This window comes from Methanofollis aquaemaris (assembly GCF_017357525.1).
Lineage (GTDB): Archaea > Halobacteriota > Methanomicrobia > Methanomicrobiales > Methanofollaceae > Methanofollis > Methanofollis aquaemaris.
Map to the genome: position 1 here is coordinate 2,252,232 of NZ_CP036172.1, position 20,193 is coordinate 2,272,424.

The 20,193-nt window shown below is 60.3% G+C and carries 16 protein-coding genes; 10 read left to right on the top strand and 6 right to left on the bottom strand.

Features of this window, described 5'->3' with window-relative positions; translation table 11 throughout:
* Window positions 1-25 precede the first annotated feature (25 nt).
* Window positions 26-151, top strand: coding sequence for a hypothetical protein (locus RJ40_RS10790; protein ID WP_265580858.1), 126 nt, complete (start codon window positions 26-28; stop codon window positions 149-151).
* A gap of 5 nt (window positions 152-156) precedes the next feature.
* Here RJ40_RS10790 and RJ40_RS10795 read toward each other — a convergent pair whose 3' ends face one another.
* Entirely contained in the window at window positions 157-609 is a 453-nt protein-coding gene (locus tag RJ40_RS10795; protein WP_265580859.1) for a DUF5814 domain-containing protein, read from the bottom strand.
* Window positions 606-1,199, bottom strand: a complete 594-nt coding sequence (locus RJ40_RS10800; protein WP_265580860.1) for a DUF2150 family protein — start codon at window positions 1,197-1,199, stop codon at window positions 606-608. Before RJ40_RS10800 ends, RJ40_RS10795 begins: the two co-directional genes overlap by 4 nt.
* A gap of 152 nt (window positions 1,200-1,351) precedes the next feature.
* Between RJ40_RS10800 and RJ40_RS10805 the strand changes: the two genes are divergently transcribed.
* Genes RJ40_RS10805 through thiI form a run of 3 tightly spaced genes read left to right on the top strand, consistent with a single transcriptional unit; the run spans window position 1,352 to window position 3,650 of the window.
* On the top strand, window positions 1,352-1,714 hold the full coding sequence (locus tag RJ40_RS10805; RefSeq protein ID WP_265580861.1) for a NifB/NifX family molybdenum-iron cluster-binding protein: 363 nt from the start codon (window positions 1,352-1,354) through the stop codon (window positions 1,712-1,714).
* Window positions 1,715-1,732: 18 nt separating this feature from the next.
* Complete coding sequence (locus RJ40_RS10810; RefSeq protein WP_265580862.1) at window positions 1,733-2,461, top strand: 7-cyano-7-deazaguanine synthase; 729 nt, start codon at window positions 1,733-1,735, stop codon at window positions 2,459-2,461.
* Between the two features lies 1 nt (window position 2,462).
* Window positions 2,463-3,650, top strand: coding sequence for a tRNA uracil 4-sulfurtransferase ThiI (thiI, locus tag RJ40_RS10815; RefSeq protein WP_265580863.1), 1,188 nt, complete (start codon window positions 2,463-2,465; stop codon window positions 3,648-3,650).
* A 527-nt stretch (window positions 3,651-4,177) separates the two neighbouring features.
* Here the strand turns inward: thiI and pscS are convergent.
* Window positions 4,178-5,362: an O-phospho-L-seryl-tRNA:Cys-tRNA synthase gene (pscS, locus tag RJ40_RS10820; RefSeq protein ID WP_265580864.1), complete on the bottom strand. Its 1,185-nt coding sequence runs from the start codon at window positions 5,360-5,362 to the stop codon at window positions 4,178-4,180.
* Window positions 5,359-5,541 carry a hypothetical protein gene (locus RJ40_RS10825; RefSeq protein WP_265580865.1) on the bottom strand — a complete coding sequence of 61 codons (183 nt, stop codon included), beginning with the start codon at window positions 5,539-5,541 and terminating at the stop codon, window positions 5,359-5,361. Before RJ40_RS10825 ends, pscS begins: the two co-directional genes overlap by 4 nt.
* Before the next feature lie 116 nt (window positions 5,542-5,657).
* On the opposite strand from RJ40_RS10825, the gene RJ40_RS10830 reads away from it, so the two are divergent.
* The 4 genes from RJ40_RS10830 to RJ40_RS10845 are packed head-to-tail and all read left to right on the top strand — an operon-like array spanning window position 5,658 to window position 12,567.
* Window positions 5,658-6,806: a metallophosphoesterase family protein gene (locus RJ40_RS10830; protein WP_265580866.1), complete on the top strand. Its 1,149-nt coding sequence runs from the start codon at window positions 5,658-5,660 to the stop codon at window positions 6,804-6,806.
* The gene (locus RJ40_RS10835) at window positions 6,793-9,972 is read left to right on the top strand and encodes an AAA family ATPase (protein ID WP_265580867.1); all 3,180 of its coding nucleotides are present in this window, start codon (window positions 6,793-6,795) and stop codon (window positions 9,970-9,972) included. The genes RJ40_RS10830 and RJ40_RS10835 overlap by 14 nt, the downstream gene beginning before the upstream one ends.
* Window positions 9,969-10,994, top strand: a complete 1,026-nt coding sequence (locus tag RJ40_RS10840; protein ID WP_265580868.1) for a DNA double-strand break repair nuclease NurA — start codon at window positions 9,969-9,971, stop codon at window positions 10,992-10,994. The genes RJ40_RS10835 and RJ40_RS10840 overlap by 4 nt, the downstream gene beginning before the upstream one ends.
* Complete coding sequence (locus tag RJ40_RS10845; protein WP_265580869.1) at window positions 10,969-12,567, top strand: ATP-binding protein; 1,599 nt, start codon at window positions 10,969-10,971, stop codon at window positions 12,565-12,567. The genes RJ40_RS10840 and RJ40_RS10845 overlap by 26 nt, the downstream gene beginning before the upstream one ends.
* 569 nt (window positions 12,568-13,136) lie before the next feature.
* Here the strand turns inward: RJ40_RS10845 and RJ40_RS10850 are convergent.
* Both RJ40_RS10850 and RJ40_RS10855 read right to left on the bottom strand, forming a co-directional pair.
* The gene (locus tag RJ40_RS10850; protein ID WP_322743878.1) at window positions 13,137-13,544 is read right to left on the bottom strand and encodes a nucleotide-binding protein; all 408 of its coding nucleotides are present in this window, start codon (window positions 13,542-13,544) and stop codon (window positions 13,137-13,139) included.
* Between the two features lie 127 nt (window positions 13,545-13,671).
* A complete protein-coding gene (locus RJ40_RS10855) occupies window positions 13,672-14,541 on the bottom strand; it encodes a formate/nitrite transporter family protein (protein ID WP_265580871.1) in 870 nt (289 codons plus the stop codon).
* Between the two features lie 385 nt (window positions 14,542-14,926).
* Here RJ40_RS10855 and RJ40_RS10860 point away from each other — a divergent pair, with 385 nt between their 5' ends.
* Complete coding sequence (locus RJ40_RS10860) at window positions 14,927-16,720, top strand: chloride channel protein (RefSeq protein ID WP_265580872.1); 1,794 nt, start codon at window positions 14,927-14,929, stop codon at window positions 16,718-16,720.
* Window positions 16,721-16,945: 225 nt separating this feature from the next.
* The gene (locus RJ40_RS10865; RefSeq protein ID WP_265580873.1) at window positions 16,946-20,167 is read left to right on the top strand and encodes a PAS domain S-box protein; all 3,222 of its coding nucleotides are present in this window, start codon (window positions 16,946-16,948) and stop codon (window positions 20,165-20,167) included.
* Window positions 20,168-20,193 lie beyond the last annotated feature (26 nt).

Consider the following 20,193-nt stretch of genomic DNA (forward strand, 5'->3'; position numbering starts at 1 on the left):
CATGCACAGAGTGAATGGAAGATAGATGCTGAAGAGATCTCCACGATGGGATCTCGTCGGGAAGGAGTATGCGATGGCAGTCATCTCGCGTCTCCCTGAGATCACCCGTTTTGTCGCCTGCACCCGCGAGGTCGTAAAAAAGGGGTTGTGAACGATCTACCGTTCCACAGCCTTGATATGTTTATCAGTCTTCTTGACCAGTTCGTCCTTGCCCTCGATCCTTGCGACCTCGCGCACCACTTCGAGGGCATGGACTGACTCCTCCAGGAAACCGAGGATATCTGCCGGGAAGACCTCGATCCCGTACTCTTCCAGAAGCGCCTCGCTGATCTGGCGGTGATCGAGCCCGGTCTCCCGGTATTCGAGGATCGTCTTCGCGAATTTTCGCTCAGGACAGCCACAGTTGGGGTTGTCTTTACATTTACAGGCGAGGAAGTCGTGGTGGATATTGAGGAGTTGCTCCCCGATATGGTGATCGAGGGAGCGGTTGGTCATCGCCGGGGTGACCGCCTCAAGAAACGCCGAGTTGAAGACACGGTCGGGGATGCGGACTCCGATCGCCCGCTCGATCTTTCTTGCCGAACGGAACCTCGCCTTTTCTGCGATCACGACGCGTCTCCGGCCTCTTCGTCGAACTTCTTGAGCGACTTCACCGCATCGACCATCGTCTCGATCTCGGCAAGCCACTCGTCGAAGATCGTCGGTTCGCTCTTGCTCTTCAGGAAGGTCGCGCTCCACTTCCCGCCGTCGATGATCTGAGCACCGATCCTGGCGGCGATCTCGAGTGCGGCCTCGGGATCCTCTGCGGCTACGTCCCGCCCTTCTTTCACCAGGTCTTTCGTCTCGCCTTCGAACTCCCCCTCAAGGAAGGTCTTGCACGAGGCGAAGAGGGCGATCAGGGAGAGTTGCACGCCGTCGACGATCTCTGCGATCTCGTCGTCTTCGGGGAGCGGCTGCATCACGATGACCTCTACGCCCTCCAGTTTAGCGATTGCTTCCTCCTGGGTGAACCGCTCGTTCTGATACAGTTTTACGATCTTGAGCACCGAGATGGTGATGTCCTCGACAAAACTCTTGAGGACCTGGAAGCCCTCGGGCATCTCTTCACCCTCTGCATCCCCTTCGAAGTCGGATTCCCTGAGCGTTGCAAGCCAGTTATTCCAGCGCTCTTCGCTGTAGAAAATATAGAATAACTTCATTGGCTCCTGATTCTGTCCCCTCTTCTTGGCCATTGTAATAGAGGTAGAATACCCCGAATTAAAGAACTTTCTATAAGTGAAGAGCGGACCGGGGTTCTTTCCGCCCGGTCGATGGAAAAGTGCTTTATCTGATGTGAAGGATAGAGGCGTGTATGGAAATTGTTGTCGCAACTGACGGGGCGGGAGGGCTTGATGCGATCGCTGCCACCGACTTTGGTCGGGGCGAGACCTTCACCATCGTCTCGACCGAGAAGCATGCGATCAGCGCGGTCAGGGTCGTCGAGAACACCGGCCGGCGGGCGGCGCAGGGTGCCGGGATCGTTGCGGCCGAACAGGTGGCTGGAGAGGGAGTCAACGTGGCGGCCGCCGGCCACTTCGGTCCCCATGCCGAGGAGATCCTGGGTGAGGAGGGGATCGTGATCGCCCTGATCCCGAAGGTGACGGTGCGCGAGGCGGTCGAGCGTGTCCTGGCCCGCCTGGAAGAGGGGGGATCTCCCCAATCTTCATCACCTTAAAACGCCCACCCTCAGGGCATGCTTCCCGACTGCCTCAGAACGTATCTGAGGGCGCACGCCCCGCTCGTCGTCGCGCTCTCAGGCGGGACCGACAGCGCGGTACTTCTGGCCGCAGCGGTGAGGGCCGGTGTGGAGGTGGCGGCGGTGACCGTGGCCACCGGGCTTGTCCCGCCTGAGGAGGTGGAGGTGGCGGCCGGGGTTGCCCGGACGCTCGGGGTGAGGCACGAGACACTCTCTGTCGAGATGCTCGCGCGGGAGGCCGTGCGCGAGAACACCCCCGAACGCTGCTATGTCTGCAAGAGAGCGATGATGGAGCAGGTCATCGCGTGGGGGAAGGCGCATGGCTATCACTACGTCGCCGACGGCACCCATGCCGGCGACGACCCTGCCGGTCGGCCCGGGGTGCGGGCACTTGCCGAACTCGGGGTGCTCAGCCCGTTTGCAGCCTGCGGCATCGGACGCGAGGAACTCCTCGCGCTCGCCGCGGCGTGGGGGGTCGAGGTACGGCCCTCCTCCTCGTGCATGGCCACGCGCATCCCGACCGGGATCACTGTCACCGCTGAGGCGATGCGCCGGGCGCGGGAGGCCGAGGAATTCCTGCGGCGCGCCGGGATCCCGGGTCGGATCCGGGTACGGGTCTCCGGCCGGTCGGCACGGATCGAGGTGCCTGCCGGGTACGAGGAGCAGGCGCGGGTCCTCATTGCCGGGGTGCGGGCCGTTGGATTTGATGAGGTCGAGGTGGTCTGAGATGGGAACGGTGCTTGTACGTTTTGGTGAACTCTTTCTCAAGAGTGAGAATGTGCGTCGGCTGTATCTGCGAAAACTCCACCATAATATGGATCTGGCCCTGACCGCCTGCGAGGTCGGGCATGAGTTCGAGGTGCACCGGGACCGGCTCCTGATCCACGGCCCCGACGCGGTGGCGATCGCGCGGGTGGCGGCGCGGACCTTTGGGATCGTCGACGTCGCGGTCTGCACCCAGACCGGCCCCACCATTCCCCAGATGGGCGCGGCGGCCCTTGCCCTTGCGGAAAGACACCTGCGGGCGGGGATGAGTTTTGCGGTGCGGGCCAGGCGCCAGGATGTCGAGGGGATGACAAGCCAGCAGATCGGGGCCGAGGTCGGGTCGGTGATCTATGATGCGATCCCCGGTCTGAGGGTCGACCTCTCCCACCCGGACTATGAGGTCTTTGTCGAGGCGCGGCCGTATGGGGGCCTGGTGTACGACGAGCGGGTTCCGGCGCCCGGCGGTCTCCCCTTCGGGACGCAAGACCGGGTGCTCTCGCTCCTCTCTGCAGGGATCGACTCGCCGGTGGCGACCTGGCAGGTGATGCGCCGCGGGTGCCTGGTCACCCACCTCACCTTCGACAGCGGTCGGTGGCAGGGGTCAGATGTCCGTGACGCCGTCCGCCGCCATCATGCCGCCCTCTCGACCTGGTGCATGGGCCACCCCCTCGACCTCCTCGTCGCCGATATGGAACCCTTCTTCGAGGCGATGACCGGGGCCGCCGACCCCCACTACCGCTGTATCCTCTGCAAACGCTTCATGTTCAGGGTGGCGGGGGGTGTCGCCAGAGACGCAGGAGCCCTCGCACTGGTCACCGGGGACAACCTCGGTCAGGTCGCCTCCCAGACCCTCGCCAATCTTGGTGTGATCGAGGCGGCGGCCGACCTCCCGGTCCTCCGCCCCCTTCTCACCTATGAGAAGAACGAGGCGGTCGCTCTCGCACGCATGATCGGAACCTTTGACGAGGACGCGGGCGACCTCTCCTGTGCGGCCGTGCCAAAGCGGCCGGCGACCCAGGCAAAGATCCAGACGATCGAGAAAGAAGAGGCAAAGTTCGATCTCGAAGGTCTGGCCGACGAGGCCATCGGCGGGGTCAGGCGTATCAGGGCGAAAAACGGGAAGATCGTCAGGGAAGAAGAGCGGGTCTGAGAGCGGGATCACCGCTTCGTCGCCGCCCCGCCCCTATCCTCCCCGTGGGGGGTCCGGGGGGTCTCCCCCCGGCGCGAGAGAGTAACAAAAATGTCTTCGTTTTTCTGTGGGGCGGCCTGTCTGATCGACGTGTCTTCCCCAATGCTCGCACCGGGGCCGCTGCCCCGGACCCCCGGGATGGTGATTGGGAAATGCGAGACACCCACCCTCAAATATGGCCATATTGCCCCTTGTTTCAAGAACAAAACCCCTGATCCGGGGTCATATCGGGCTTCTTTTTCGTTCTTACTGTAGTGCCGTTCTTTCGTGCAACGTGGGGAAGGAACCGGGTCTCTCCTGGCCTCCTGAACCGTTGTATGACTGGAGATAATATCCTGGCATCCGGACTACCTGGTACGCCTGCGGAAGGGACGGAAGAGGAGACAGGATCCGGGGTGGATTTCCCGGGATCTGGCAGTGTAGAATACTTTACACATCCAGAAAAAAGCGCTGCACCGACCCCATCAGAGCCGGCGCTATTGTTCGCCTTACGAGGAGACGATCGAGAGACCGTTCTCCTCTGCGATCCTGGTATAGGCCTGTGCCACATACTCGGCCTGGGCGCGGGTGAGGCCGTAGGTATTGAACTTCCAGACCTTCGTCGCCCCCGGAATCACGCCCATGATCCCCTGTTTCTTCAGAGCGGAGGAGAGGAAGAAACCGCGCTTTTTGTGGGTCTCCGCGACCTTGTCGAAGGAGCCGGTGGTGTCGACCCTGGTCAGGGTGTGGCGGCGCGGCATCTCGGACCTGACCTCGGTCCCCTCGATGGACCTGAGGGCGTCGACGACGAGGCGGCTGTTGGCGAGGTGCTCATCCCAGTGCCGCACCCGCTCCTGCACATGCGGGAACGAGGCCATCATCCCCATGAGGGTGACGCCCATCAGGGTGCAGCCCATCATCTCCACCTCCTTGATCCCGAAGGTCCGGCCGGTGACATCACCCTTGATCTGCGTGGTCCTGAAGACCTCCTCGGCCCGTTCTGAGGTCGTTGCCAGGACGCCGGACGGCGCCGGGGCGGCCATGCTCTTGTGGCCCGAACCGACCACGAAGTCGGCGCCCAGGGCCTTCCCGTCCACCGGCATGGTCCCGACGGTGTAGGCCCCGTTGACCAGGACCGGGATGTCGTGGCTGTGAGCGACGCGGGCGATCTCCTTCACCTCATGGAGGTTGCCGTACTGGTAGTCGACCTGGTCGATGAAGAGAAGGACCGGCGAGCGGCCGAAGGTCTGTTCCGCCTCCTCGATCCTGGCCGCTGCGGCCTCGGCGGTGATGATGTTCGCCTCGTTCTTCGGGATCTCCAGCGGCACCCCCCCGGCATTCTCGACGGCGATGAACTCGGTGTAATGGGAGAGCCCGGTGAGCATCACGGGGTCGCCCTTCTGGACATATGTCCCTGCGACCGCCAGGAAACCGCGGCGGGCCCCGGGCACCACCCGCGCCTCGTCCATCCCGACGAACGCCGCGAGATCCTGGTGGAAATCGGCGATCGGCGGTTTCTGGATGTAGTCGAGCCTGAAGGGTTTTTTGCAGTTATCGCAGACCGAGTAGCCGTCGCCATAGGCGATGACCGCCTTCATTGCGTCGGCGGTCAACCGTCCCCCGGCCTGAATGGGATCGATGTTGATGTACATCTCCTCCACATCGCGCAGCTCGATCTCGGCGGTGCACTTCACCTGACCAGCTCCTGCTCGATGATCTTCACCTGCTTCTGCAGTTTTTCCATCTTTTTTGCGACAGATGCCTGCTGCTCCTCATCGAGGTCGTGCGTCGGCGCGGTCTCCCGCATCAGCGCCCGCAGGTCGGTGAGGAGGAACATAGCCTGAAAGATTGCGTCCACGGCCCGCTGCGTCATAAAATCACCACCCTCATATTGTGCCTCCGCAATAAATAGTGGTGACGCTCTCTCCTTTACTTTCGGGGTGCGGAGATCAGTCCTATATATGACGGCAGAACGAGGGATCAGTGGGCATGAAATGTGTACATATCGCCGATACGCACCTGGGCCTTGCGGCCTTCCATACGATCGACCCTGATACCGGGATGAACCTGCGGGAGCGATTGGTCTACGAGAACTTTCTGGCGGCCGTCGACGTGATCGTGCGCGAGCGTCCCGACGCTGTTGTCCATGCCGGCGACCTCTTCCACCAGGTCAGGCCAAAGACCAGGGCCTACACCACCGCCCTGGAGGGGCTCGACCGTCTGGCCGCGGCCGGGATCCCCCTTCTCGTCATCGCCGGCAACCATTCGATGGCCAGGACGCGATATACCCAGTCTCCCTTCACCGTCCTAGAATACCATGGCGCCGAGGTGCATGCCGCCTACCAGTATCGGTACGAGGCGGTGGAACTGGGCGATACCCTCTTCCATCTTATCCCGAACATGCTCGAGGCGGGGGACTACCGGCGGGCCTTCGACGAGATCACCCTCTCCCCATCCGGCCCCAACCTCATGGTCACTCATGGACTGGCAAGCATGGTCGCCGAGAAGAAACTCCACACCATCGCCGAGCACGAGATCGACAGCACCATGATCTCGGACGCCTTCGAATACATCGCCCTCGGCCATTATCACGGGCAACTCTCGGTCGGGGCAAACGCCTGGTACAGCGGGTCCATCGAGCACTGCACCTATGGGGAACTGCGAGACCGGAAGGGGGGGCTGGTGGTCGACACGCAGAGTGGTGAGGTGAAGCATCTCGATCTTCCGCGCACGCCGATGTATGATCTCGGTACCATCGAGGGCGCCGGGCTCTCGGCCCGCGAGATCGTCGACGCCATGGCCGGGAAGGTGGAGAGAGTCACCGAAGCCAACGCGATGTGCCAGGTCACGATCGCCGGGGTGGACCGGGCGACCCTCAGCGCTGTTGGTAAGATCGGCACCGGGGAATGCGCCGGGCACCTCCTCGATCTGAAGGTCAGGACCGAATGTGCCGAGGAGGACCGGCCCCGTCTTGCCTCCGGCGACCTCTCCGGCGTTGACTATGTCGCGGAGTTCGGGCGTTTTCTCGCAGAAAAACATCTTCCCGGACCGAAACACGACTACGCCCTCAAAAAAGGGCAAGAAGTGTTGAAGCGGGTGATCAGGGAGCACGCGGAGGGCGACGATGCTCCTGCATAGACTGATCCTCCACAACTTCAAGCGGTACCGCGAGGAGGAGATCAGGTTCCGCGACGGGATCACGGGAATCGTGGGGAACAATGGGGCAGGGAAGAGTTCCATCACCGACGCGATCCTCTTTGCGCTGTACGGTGTCCAGGGGGGGGTGGACGCCGAGTACGTCGTCTCGTCCTTTGCTGGCCCAAAGGACCGTTGTGAGGTGCGCCTTGAGTTTGCGGCCGGCGGCGAGGAGTACGTCGTCCAGCGCACCTTCAGGAAGACGGCCGGGTCGACGCAGCACAAGGCCTCGCTCTTCATGCTCGGCGGCGAGAAGCACCTGGCCGAGGGGGTGAGTGCCGTCGCCTCTGAGGTGCAACGAGTCCTTGGGATGGGGCCTTCAGACTTCAAGAGCACGGTCTTTGCCGCCCAGAAGGATCTGCTCGCCCTCCTGGACGAGCGGCCGGCGGCGCGGAAGGAGTGGTTCATGAAGATGCTCGGGATCGACTACCTCAAGGAAGAGGGGCAGGCGGTCCTGAAGGCAGAACTTGAAGGGGTCGAGCATGAGATAGGGAGGGCAGACGGCAAGCTCTCGGTCCTTGATGAGGATGGCATGCAGGAGGCTCTTGAGACATGCCGGGCCGAAGTGGCCGGGGCCGGCGCGCAGGTGGATGCGTGTCATGGAGCACTCTCGGGCCTTCGTGCGGAGGCAGAGGAGACCGAAGCCGAGCGAGAGGCTCTTGAAGCGGCCGAACGTGAGGTCATCAGGCTCACAGAGATGGAAGGGGCCTGCAGGAGAGAGATCGAGCGCCTGAGGTCGGAATCAGCTGCGCTGGAACGTGAGGTGGAAGCGGTCTCGAAAAACCTCGGCGATTACGATGCCCTCGCTGCCTCTGAGAAGGAGTACGAGGGGATCGTCTCCACCTATGAAACGTGGAGAGGGCGTAAGCACGACCACGACCTCCTTGTAGGACGGCGCACGTCTCTCCAGGCTGAAAAGGTGCGGGAGGCTGAACGGCTCGACACACTCTCGGCCACTCTCGCACAACTCGACGTCGACGCCGCCCGCTACCGTGAGCTCGAACCATCGGTCAGGCGGTTGGGGGAGGTGCGAGAAGAACTGGAGGTGCTGAAGGTCGACGAAGAGCGGCACCGGCACCTCTGTGACCATCTTCGTGCGGCAGAGCAGTATTTTTCCGAGGTCGAGCGGAGTACGGCCGGGCTCAGTCGGGAGGTGGCGGCGCTCAGGCAGAGGGACGCCGAACGCGCCGACCTCGAGCCCGGGGTCGCGAGGTACGATGAGCGTCGTCGTCTCAAGGAGGTGCTTGATCTGGCGGCGGGCCATCACCGCGAGGCCTCCCGCCTCCGTGAGGAGATCCGCTCGGCGAGGAACGAGTACGCTGCCCTGGAAAATGTCATCCTGGGGCTTCGCCGCGATGCGGAGGCGCTCGGCGACCCGGCCGTGGCCCTGGAGGAGGCGGAGGAAAGGCGTGCGACGCTCACCTCGTCCCTGGCCACTGCCAGGGCCGGGCGCGAGGCCTCTGCCAACCGGGCGGCGTCGGTGAGGGAGCACCTGCAGGAGATCGAATCTCTCGGCGCGGACTCGCGCTGCCCCACCTGCCACCAGCCCCTCAGGACGCACTATCCAGACCTGGTCGCCGGGCTGGAGGAGGAGGCCGCCGCGGCCGAGCGGGAGGTCAGCGCACTGGACGCCGGGATCGCCGAGATCGAGTGCGAGCGCGCCAGAGTGGAGGAGGAGATCGCCGGGATCACCGGGCGTTGCCGCGCCCTCCAGGGGTTGCAGGCCGAGATCGCAGCCCGAGAGGAGGCCCTCGTCGAGCGGGGCCGCCGGTGCGATCTCCTTACGGCCAGGTGTGAGGCCGAGGAGCAGGCGATCGCCGCCCTCGGGTTCGGGGTGTATGACCCCGGGCATCACGAGCAGATCGTCAGTGAACTTGCGTCTCTCTCAGAACTCAAGGTAAGATATGACCGATTGTCAGGGGAGACGGCGGCCCTGCCCAGGAAACTCGAAGCCCTTGAAGCCCTTGACACCGGGGGGAGCGCGGCGCTCGTTGCCATCGAGGTAGCGCGTCTCGATTGTGCGGCCCACACTTATGATCCCGGCCAGAAGGCCGGGCTCGAAGAAGAGGCCGGGCGGCTTGAGGTACTCTGGAAAGAGTACCTCGCGGCCGGCGCCAGGTGCGAGGGTCGGCAGAAGGTCGAGGACGAGTACGACGCGGTGAAGAAGGAACTCGCCCGTCTTGACCGTGCGTGTGTCGACTGCACCGCCGGGATGGAGACCCTGGGCTTCGACCCCGATCTCTATGTCCGTCTCGGCAAGGGGAGGGAGGCGGCCGAGGAGCGGCACCGCAGGTATCTTGTCCTGGCACAGGAGGCGACCCGCCTTCCTGACCTGAAGAAGCGGATATCCGCGCTCGCTTCAGAGGCCCATGTGGCTGAAGAGCACCTGAACGAGGTGCTTGTGGCGAGAGAAGCCCTGAACTTCGACCCCGATCGTCTCGCCGGCGTGCGCGCCCGCGCCCGCACCGTCGCCGAGGCGGCCCAGGCGCGGCGGGAAGAGTTGAGCAGGCTCCAGAACGAGGTCAAAAATCTTGAGATGCGCAGGGAGGAACTGAAGAAAAAAGTGCAGCAGGCCGGAACGATCAGAACAGAGATCCAGGCCCTCGAAGAGGAACGGGAGAACCTGAAACTGGCCCGCACCCTCCTCGCCGAGTACACCACCTACCTTCTCGGCGTCGTGCGCGGGCGACTGGAGGGGGTCGTCGGCGAGGTGCTCGGCGAGATCACCGACGGCCGCTACGACACTGTCACCTTCGACGACGACTTCACCCTCATGGTCAACGATATGGGCGCCGACTACCCGGCTGCACGCTTCTCGGGCGGGGAGCAGGACGACATCGCCATTGCCCTGCGCATCGCCCTCTCCAGGTATCTCGCGGCCATGCGCGGGATGGGCGACCCTGCGGTCCTGATCTTCGATGAGATCTTCGGGAGCCAGGACGAGGAGCGGCGGACCAACCTGATCCGGGCCCTCAGGACACAGGAGGTCCATTTCCCCCAGATCTTTTTGATCTCTCATATCGGCGAGGTCCATGAGGAGTTCGAGACAACGCTCCGTGTCGAACAGGGCCCTGGTCCTGAGAGCCATATCGAGGAGGTGTCCGGGTGATCCCCCTCGACGAGAACGATCTCAATGGTGTTCTCGGTTATCTCGGAAAGATTCGCCCTGCCGACCTCTCTTCCAGGTTTGCCAGGGCCGGAGGCTATGATGCCTCGTCCTTCATCTCCTGTGGGGAGGAGTGGGAAGGATACTTCTCGGCGGTGGACGGGAGCAATGCCATGGTCCTTGAGAGCGGCAGTTTCTCTGTCGTCCTGGTCAGGGCCGTCGAGACGACCTTCTCGGGCGGCCGGAGAGCCCATGCCGGGGAGACCCCGCTGCGCGCGTTCAGGATCGGCCCCGAGACCGAGAACCCGGCCTATGGGGATCTCTATGCCGCATGTTTTGAGAGCACGCCACTCAGATCCCTTGAGAACGAGGACCGCTCCCGCGCCGCGTCCGTCCTCAGGGACACCCTTGAGTATTCGACTGCATTACGTCTTGTCTCGAACCTTGATGCCGGGGATATTCTGGTTCTTGACGGTGCCCTCAGGGTCGACCACGAGAGCCACCGTCCGGTCCTTCAAGATATCCTGAGGTCTGCCAGACGGCGTGGCGTTCTCATCGCCGCGGTGACCAAGATGGCGGCGTCCACCTGGGGTGGGGGGATCCCCCTCGTCCCCGCCGCTGCGGCCCTCGCCCATGACCTGGGGAGGAACGAGGCATGGTACCTGGAGGTGCCCCCTGAGGTCATGGACGCCGAGCGCTACGAGGAGTGGCACTTTGGTGACACCTATGTCGCTTCCCTCCATCCGAAGGCGCCCCTGGCCTTCAAGGTGGAGGTGCCCAAGGGCACCTCATCTCGATCGGTCGAGACCACGTTTGCCGCCCTGACTTCCTATGCCGACGACGGGAGGGTCACCGGCTATCCTTTCCCCCTCTTCGACGCCCATCGTCTCGTGACCATCGGCGCAGACCAGGTGGAGCAGGTCAGACAGGCACTCATCAGGGGGATGAGCGGGCAGGGCATGACCGGGAGCGAATACAAGGCATATTTTGGTGATATTCATGACACATTTGCATCCTATCGATAACGACGACTCGGCCAAGTACCGACTCATCGGCAACAGCGTCCTCTCGTACCGTTTCATCGTCCCGCATGACGCCAGGATCTATGTCGGCGATCTGTTGAAGATCACCGACCGGACAAAGGGCCTGACTTTCTATGCAAAGGTGAGCGATATCTGCCATGCCTGCAACTTCGCCGATCCCAGATGGGACACCAGGCCTTATACCGGTCGGTTCTACGAGATGGGTGAGGATGTCTTCCTGGGGGTGGAGGCGGTCCCACTCGGCTACCTCGATGAGGGAGGGAGGTTCAGAAAACCGAACACCGTCCCCTCAAAGTTCTCCGAGGTGGTCGCCGATCCCGATGCCGTGGACTTCGCTTTCCTCAGAGAGGAGATGGGCGAGATCGAGGTCGGGCTTCTCAAGAACGGACGGGGGGTCGTCGAAGGTGTCCCGGTCGCCCTCCATGCAAGGGTGATGGCCCAGCACATGGGAGTCTTTGCGACCACTGGCATGGGCAAGAGCAACTTCATGAAGGTCTTCTCCGCTTCCTGCATGAAGGCGCGGGAGTTCGGGATGCTCATCGTCGACCCGCACGGTGAGTACGCCACCGGGGGGCGTTCTTCCACCGGCGATCCCACCAGGGGTCTTCTCCATTATACAGCAGGGGGAGACGGGCTTGCGGTCTTCACTATCGACCAGAAGAAATTGAAAAAGTACCACCTCAACCGCCTCTGGCTTGAGTACGACGATATCAGGGCCTCCGACCTGAACATCCTCTTCGATCATTCTGATCCGCAGCACGATGTCCTCGAACTTCTCGGCGACTTGAAAGGTTCTGACCTCATTGCGTTTTTTGAAGAGACTGATTTTGTTGATTTCGACGTCGAAAACTACACCGGCGGATTCAAGTGGATCGCACAGAAATTGCGCACCTCTCACCCGGGTCCGCTCAATGTCCTCAAGCGCCACTTTGAGATCCTGACGCGGAACAACGATTCTTTCTTTAGAAAAGAGGGGTCGGCCATCCCTGAGATCATCAAGGCCCTTGATGAGAACAAAGTTGTCCTCATCGACATCCCTGCCATGAGTGAAAGGAGCGAACTCTTTGTCCTCTCAGTCATCACCCGCAAGATCATGGCGCGCCACCGCGAGTGGGGGGTCGACAAAGAAGAGGAACCGCCCCAGGTGCTCATCGCGATCGAGGAGGCGCAGCGGGTGCTCGGCACGGGAGGCAGACGGACCCAGGTCTTCCGCGAGGCGGCGATGGAAGGAAGGAAGTTCGGGGTCGGGCTCTGCGTGATCACCCAGCAGCCCAAAAACATCGACCCAAGAGTCCTCGCCCAGCTCAACACCTTTGTGGTGATGGGACTTGGCGACCGGGGCGACCGTGACATCATCGCAAGCAGCGCAAAACAGGATCTCTCACAGATGGACACTGAGATTCAGACTCTGGATACCGGTGAGGCGGTCATCTCCACTCTGAAGATCCCCTTCCCGGTGAGCACGAAGATCCACGCCTTCGATCCATACATACAAAAATTGAACCAGGACACCCGGCGCCCGATCGACGACGGGCTGAAACGGGGTTTTTTCTGAAGAAGTTCTTGTCGACGAGTAGATCCCATAACCCTATGCCTGTGACTGATACACAGTGTACAAGAACAACCTCAGAAAGATTAGCCCTCTGCCTTCCCAGTCCTATCTTTCTATATTCCAGGGTCCGGGGGCAGCGCCCCAGGCGTGAGTGTGTGAGAAGGCACATCGATCAGACATGCCGCCCCAACCGAAAGATTTGAACCCGCCGTCTCGCGCTGGGGGACCTTGTCTTCCGTTCTTCCCACGACGAAGATGGATGGGGGCGGCGAGGGTGCGTGTCCCCCATCTGTTGCCCTATTGTGTGGAGAAAGATCAAGGATATCTCTCTATACTCCCTGGACTTGCTCTGAACATTTTCATCAGGTATGCCTGAGGCGTGTTCTTACACAACCCTTTATTCAGGATCTTTTCTTCCCCCTTCCCGCCCCCCGGGGGATGAAGTTCCCTCTGAGATCTCTGGAAAAAACAGATCCACGCCCGTCTCATGGGATCAAAAGGGTCGTTCCAACAAAAGTGTGAGGCTTTCTACAAAGCCTGAAGAAGTGATCCCCGATCCTGAAGGGATGGGCTCACTTCTTCTTTTCTGCTTCGATCTTTCTGATCGAGACGCAGTTGATCACCGGTTCTCCGACCGCCACAAAGCGGTGGATCACCATGCCGAGCACCTCGACGACGTCATCCTTGTTGATGTCTTCCTGTGGGGAGGTGAACATCTTCACCGAGATCTCCCCGGTTCGGTCGGCGACCAGGAACTGAGGCCTGTTGAGGTACTTGAATGAGGCCCGTTCCACGACGCCCTTGATCTTGACCGGCTTGTTGAGCAGGTTCTCGTTGATCATCCTGATACGATACTCCTTTGCCTCTCGTTCATAGACCGGAACCAGGTCGATGTACTGGGTCTGGCTCATGTAGTTGAGGGCTGCCGGAATGATCAGGAGAAAAACCAGCGTCGGGACACCCCAGAGAAGGATCGACATATCTCCGGTAATCACGACACTTGCGATGACCACAAGCAAAAAAAAGGCGAATGCGGCCAATGGGAGGGCCGATATTCGCACGTTTACTTTACCGATATCCATTGTACAGTACTCTTACGCGCCGCACTCACTTGAGTGCTGCGATCTCCTTCTGGAAGGCGAACCAGTAGATGACGCCCACGAAGAGCAGACCACCGATGATGTTGCCAATGGTGACGATGATGATGTTGTTCGTCCACATCGTCACCCAGCCCAGGTTCTGGATCTTCGTGCCCACAATCGCCAACTGATCGGCGGTGAGGTACGGGGCGGTCATGATGCCTGCCGGGATGAAGTACATGTTTGCAACACAGTGCTCGAACCCGGAGGAAACGAAAGCCATGATCGGGAACCAGATCCCGAAGAACTTGCCTACGGCGTCGTCGGCGCATATCTCGAGGAGGATGGCCAGGTTGACGAGCCAGTTACAGCCGATAGCCTTGAGGAGGAGCGACCACATTGCTGCTCCGCCGAGATATGAACATTTGCCTGCGGCGATGTTCACGGCGGTAAGACCGAATGCGGTTGCCACGCCGGCACCGTCGGCTGACCAAGAGGTCAAGGGACCGTATGCCATGAGATAGGCGTAGACAACAGATCCGATAAGGTTGCCAATGTAGACCCAGACCCAGAGATTGAGCACACTGGCCCATGAGATCTTGTGGATAAACGCGGCCATCGGGGCGAGCATCGCGTCGCCGGTGAAGAGCTCGGCACCGGTCAGAACGGTGATGATAAGCCCCACCGGGAAGACGGAACCCAGAACCAACTTTGCGAAACCCACACCAAGGGTGGCTGCGACACCTGTGCTACAGACGGTTGCAAGCCCGGCGCCCATGGCAATGTAGGCGCCTGACATGAAACCCCTCAGGAGCATATTCCAGGCGGGGAGGGAAACCCTGTATTTCCCCGTATCGCCTGCCTTTGCGACAATCGCTACTGGAGGATGGAACACCATTACTTTACACCTCTTAAACGTCCGACCTATACCAGCACTATAAAGTCTTTCTGTATAGGTCATTCTACACTTTCTTGAGATATTATTAAAGACTTTCTAAATAATCCTGAGAGCGGGGGATTCTCACGTTTTCTGGCCCCCAGCAAGCCCATTCGAGAGTTAAGTTATGAATGTTAATATTTGGCCAGGATAAATGAGATCATCCATCTGATGCTGAAAAATCGTGCCAGGTTGGGAGAATATCTCCAGCCCATCGGTCCCCCTCTCACCGTGGCGCGCAGATCCCTCCCTCCGGCACATGCAGGTCGTATGGTATGATCCAGTTGATTTCCTTGAGTATCGGGATATCCTTTTTCTTCTTTCTCCGGCAAATAGTACTTGCACTATGTCAGAAGGCGCCACCCCCTCACAACGGATCTTTCTGATCGCCGTGATCGTTGGAGTAATATCAGGTATAGGGGCTCTCGTCTTCTTCGAAGCTCTCAAGATCGGGACCCGGTTTTGTATGGGGACCATCGTCGGGTTTCACCTCCCTGAGGAGGGACAGAGCATGGCCGAGATCGCCCTCTGGTCCGCACCCCCTAACCCCTGGCTGATCATCCCGGTGATCTGTCTTGGCGGCCTGCTCTCCGGTCTTCTTGTCTACACCTATGCGCCTGAGGCCGAGGGGCACGGGACCGATGCCGCGATCAAGGCCTTCCATGGGGAGGGGCGGATTCGGCACCGCATCCCTCTTCTCAAGGCGCTCACTGCCGTCATCACCATCTCCACCGGAGGGAGTGCAGGACGTGAGGGGCCGACCGCCCAGATGTCGGCGGGATTTGGTTCGATGGTCGCCGACTATCTGGGTCTCTCAGAGCGCGAGCGGCGGATCGCCCTTGCCACCGGGATCGGTGCCGGCATCGGCACGATCTTCAAGGCACCGCTCGGAGGGGCGATCCTTGCCGCCGAAGTGCTGTACACCCGTGACTTTGAGGCCGAAGCGATCATCCCCGGTTTCCTGGCCTCGGTTATCGGGTACGCGATCTTCGGGAGTGTCGAGGGTTTTGAACCGGTCTTCTCCCCGGTCGCCGTGGAGTGGACGGTCATCCAGATCCCCCTCTTCCTTTTCCTTGGTGTAGTTTGTGCCGGTATGGGCCTGCTGTACATCAGGACGTTTTATGGGACAAAGCAGGTCTTTGCAACCATTTTCGAGCGCTACCACCTCCCCAAACACATCAAGCCCGTTGCCGGCGCCTTCCTCACCGGTCTTCTCGTCGTCGCCCTAATCTATCTCTCTCCCGAGACGGCGGTCGTCGGACTTGCGGGACTGGGCACAGGGTATGGCTTCATCCAGCTCGCTCTGTACTCGATGCTCCCCCTTTCGGTCCTCCTCTTCATCCCGCTGGTCAAGATCCTCACCACTTCTCTTACCATCGGCTCGGGGGGGAGCGGCGGGGTCTTCGCACCCGGACTGGTCATCGGTGCCGCTACCGGTGGTGCAGTCGGCATGGCGTTCCATCTGCTGGCCCCTGCGTATGTGCCCGCTACGTTGTTGCCCGGGTTTGTGGTGGTCGGAATGATCGCGTTTTTCGGTGCTATCTCCAACGCCCCCATCGCTGTGATGATCATGGTCGTGGAGATGACCGGGAATTTCTCGCTCTTTGTCCCGGCGATGGGTGCGGTGGCAGTCGCTTATGTCCTCACGGGGGAATCGACGATCTTTGTCGAGCAGGTGCACACCAGGGCACAGTCCCGCGCCCACCGGGGCGAGTACGAGGTGGATGTCCTCGAAGGGATCATGGTGAAGGATGTGATGATCCCACGCTCATCGGTCATCGCCCTCACACCTGGGGACGCCTGCGAAACGGTTCTCGATCTCGTTAATTCGACGGAGCACACTGGCTATCCGGTCCTTGACAGAGATGAGATCGTCGGGATCATCACGACCAGAGACGTCCGCACCCTCCTCGCCGTCGGTGATCTCTCCCGTCCGGTCCGCGAGGCGATGACTGCACCAGTGGTGACGGTTGCCGAGAACCGGAGCCTGGAGGAGGCGCTGCAACTCATGATGGAACTGGATATCCACCATCTCCCGGTGGTTGCGAAGGATGCTCCCGGACGACTGGTCGGGTTCCTCACCCGGACCGATCTGATGCTTGCCCATACCAGATACCTCGCCTCAACCGGCCAATCCTGAGGTCTTTATTCCCGTATGGGAACACCTCGCCCTCCCTCTGGTGAGGGGCGGATATCTCTAAAATTATTTGCTAAATTTGGATAAAACTCAAAAATCTTGCCCTGATTGTGACGATATATTATATAGGAACGAAGGCCACGTATCTTGGACGTGAATCTGTCCGATCCATCCGGCCATGAGAGCGTGCTTCCCCCTCTGCCCGGTCCCAGTATCAAATGGGTCCGGTTGCATGAATCCGGGAACGATCTCTTCTTTTGTTTCTCTCCAGACGGTAAGATCCTCTATCTCAACCATGCCGCCAGGGAGGTGCTCGGGTACGGGGAGGGAACGACACCCCACACTGTCGACTCCTTCATCGCCCCTCATGACCTCGGTCGTTTCTCCGTTTTCCTGACACGAGCGGTGGAGGGGGAAGAGACCGATGAAATCAGGCTGTCCTTCATGGTTGAGGAAGGGAGGGAGATCCCGGTCTCCGGCAAATTCCTCTGCTGTGGCGGCGAAGAAGACCTGGTTGTTTTTGGATTATTTACCCCGGTCAGGAGGCCTCAGCCTGACGATGGTGTCTTCAGGGAAGTTTTTTATGCCAGTCCGGCAGCCATGGCAATCACCAGTGGCGAGGACGACCGGTGCCTCATGATCAACGAGGCATTCTGTGCCCTCCTTGGTTGTCTTCCCTCAGAGATCCTTGGTAAGACGCCGGCCGGGTCAGGAGTATGGATCGATCCCGAAGATTATGATCGGCTTGTCTGTGGGTTAGGCGGGTCAGGGACATTCAGGGAAACCGGCGTGCGTCTCGTGCGCAGGGACGGCACCCCTCTTGAGTGTGTTGTTTCGGCGAAGGAACTGAAGTTCTGGGGTCTGCCACACCGGCTTCTTGTCGCCCGCACCACCGGTCAGGGTCGTTTCCATGCCTTCCTCGACAGGGTCAGTGATGCCGTTGTCCTCCATGAAATCGATGGCGATAGCCTTCCTGGTCGGATCATCGATGTCAATAGGGGTGCCTGTTCCTTGTTTGAGTGTTCATGGGAGAAATTGACGGGTCGTCTCTTCAGGGAGTTTATCCCGCTCGCTGAATGGGAAAGAGCCACCTCTCTTGTATCTATTCTCAGGGAAGAGGGCCAGATCACCACTGAAATTCCACTTGTCAGACAGGACGGAAGAGGGGTGCCCGTCGAGTTCAGTGCCCATCTGTACGAGCAGAATGGGTCAGAGGTCGTTCTCTCGGTCATGCGGGATATCGGCGAGCGAGTGGAGAGTGAGAAGAAGATCAGGGAGGCGAATCAGCGGTTCAACCTTCTCATCGACGCTCTCTTGGAATCGGTGTACTTCAAGGACCGAGAAGGGCGATGTCTCATCGTAAACAATGCCCTCGCTGAGATTGCAGGGATGCCGAAGGAAGAGATCGTTGGGAAGAGGAATGATAACATTTTTCCTCCTGCGTTTGCCGCCCAGTGTAATCAGACTGACACCAGGGTTCTTGAGGAACGGACCCTGATCCGCTCGCTGGAATCGGTGGAAAGTGAAGATGGGAGTATCTTTTATTTTGATACGACCAAAATCCCGGTCCTTGATGAGAATGGAGAGGTGCTGTACTTTGTCGGGGTCAGCAGGGATATCACCGAACAGAAAAAAGCCGAGGGGGCTCTCCGTTATTCTGAAGCAAAATATCGGATGCTCTTTGAGGCGGCAAGCGATGCGATCTTCATCTTCGACCTCGAAGGGCGTTTTCTTGAGGTCAACAGGGTCGCATGTGAACGGTTGGGTTATCTGAGGGACGAACTGCTCACCATGACCCGAACCGAGATCAGCAGCCCTGTCCTCAGGAACGAGGTGCCCGAGCGGATCAAAACCCTCTTCGAGAGTGGACAGGTCATCTATGAGACAGACCATATCACGCGGGACGGCCTGGTGATCCCGACTGAGGTGAACGGGCATCTCATTGAATATGATGGCCGGTCGGCGGTCCTTTCGATCGCACGCGATATCACCGAGCGTAAGAGCCTGGAGGAAGAACTCAGGCGGTCGGTGGAGGTCTACCGGACGATCTTTGAGAACACCGGGACGGCGATGGTCCTGATCGATGAGGACGCCACCCTCCTCCTGGTCAACTCGGAGTTGGAACGGCTCTTCGGTTACCGGCGGGAAGAGGTGGAGGGCCGGATGCGGTGGACCGACCTGATCGCGGAGGAAGACCTGGAGCAGATGCAGGAATATCATGCCAGGAGGCGAGAAACGCCTGCATCGGTCCCCGGGAGTTATGAATGCACTGCAATCGCGCGGGGCGGCCGCCGTCTCTGTCTCCTCCTGACGGTCTCGATGATCCCGGGGACGAAGCAGAGCATCGCTTCGGTGATCGATATAACCGAGCAGAACGAGGTGGAACTGGCACTCAAAGAGCGGGAGGAGCGCCTTCAACTCGTCGTAACCGGGGCGGACCTCGGGATCTGGGACTGGGATATGGAGTCAGGGCATTTTGTCCTGAACGAACGATGGGCCGGGATGCTCGGGTACTCGCTTTCTGAGGTGGAAGCGAGTTTTACGGCATGGAAAGCGATGATCCACCCTGAGGACCGCCCGAAGGTTCTCTCGGCCCTTGCCTCCTATCTTGCCGGGGACTTCCCTCAGTACCATGTGGAGTATCGGATGCAGGCAAAGGACGGCCACTGGGTCTGGGTGCTCTCGGTCGGTGAGGTGGCGGCCCGTGACGCGGGCGGGCGTTCGCTCCGGATGACCGGCATCCACCAGGACATCACCGACTTCAAACGGAGTCAGGAAGCGTTGAGGGAGGCGAACAAGAAACTGACGATCCTCTCCAGTGTCACGCGCCATGACATCCTCAATCAGGTGCAGTGCCTGCTCTGGTTCGCGTCAGAGATCGAGGAGCGAACCGAGAAATATCCCGGACTTTACGATGCGGCACAGCGGATCGGACATATCGCCGAACTGATCCAGTACCAGATTTCGTTCACCCGCGACTATGAGGAGATGGGGGTGAAGGCCCCTGAGTGGCAACGGATCCGGGAGATCGCGGAGGGGGCGGCCCTCGCCGCTCTCCCCCGAGGAGTGCGCCTGGAGGTGAAGGTCGGGAACCTTGAGGTCTATGCCGACTCCATGCTCAGCAAGGTCTTTTACAACCTCTTTGAGAACGTCGTCAGGCACGGTGGGGGGATCACCCGGGTCACGGTCTCATTCAGGATTGAAGAGGGGCGAGGGGTTCTTGTCGTCGAGGACGACGGTGTCGGAGTTCCTGAGGCCAAAAAGACCTATATCTTCAAGCGCGGCTACGGGCAGCACTCGGGCCTCGGGCTCTTCCTGGTCAGCGAGATCCTGGGGATCACGGGGTTGACGGTTCAGGAGACGGGAGTCGAGGGGGAGGGGGCCAGGTTTGAGATCGCTCTTCCCCGGGGAACCTATCGGTGGGAAGAAGAGGGCCGAGAAGAAATTTGAGAGCCGAAAAAAAGTAAAAGTCTGGT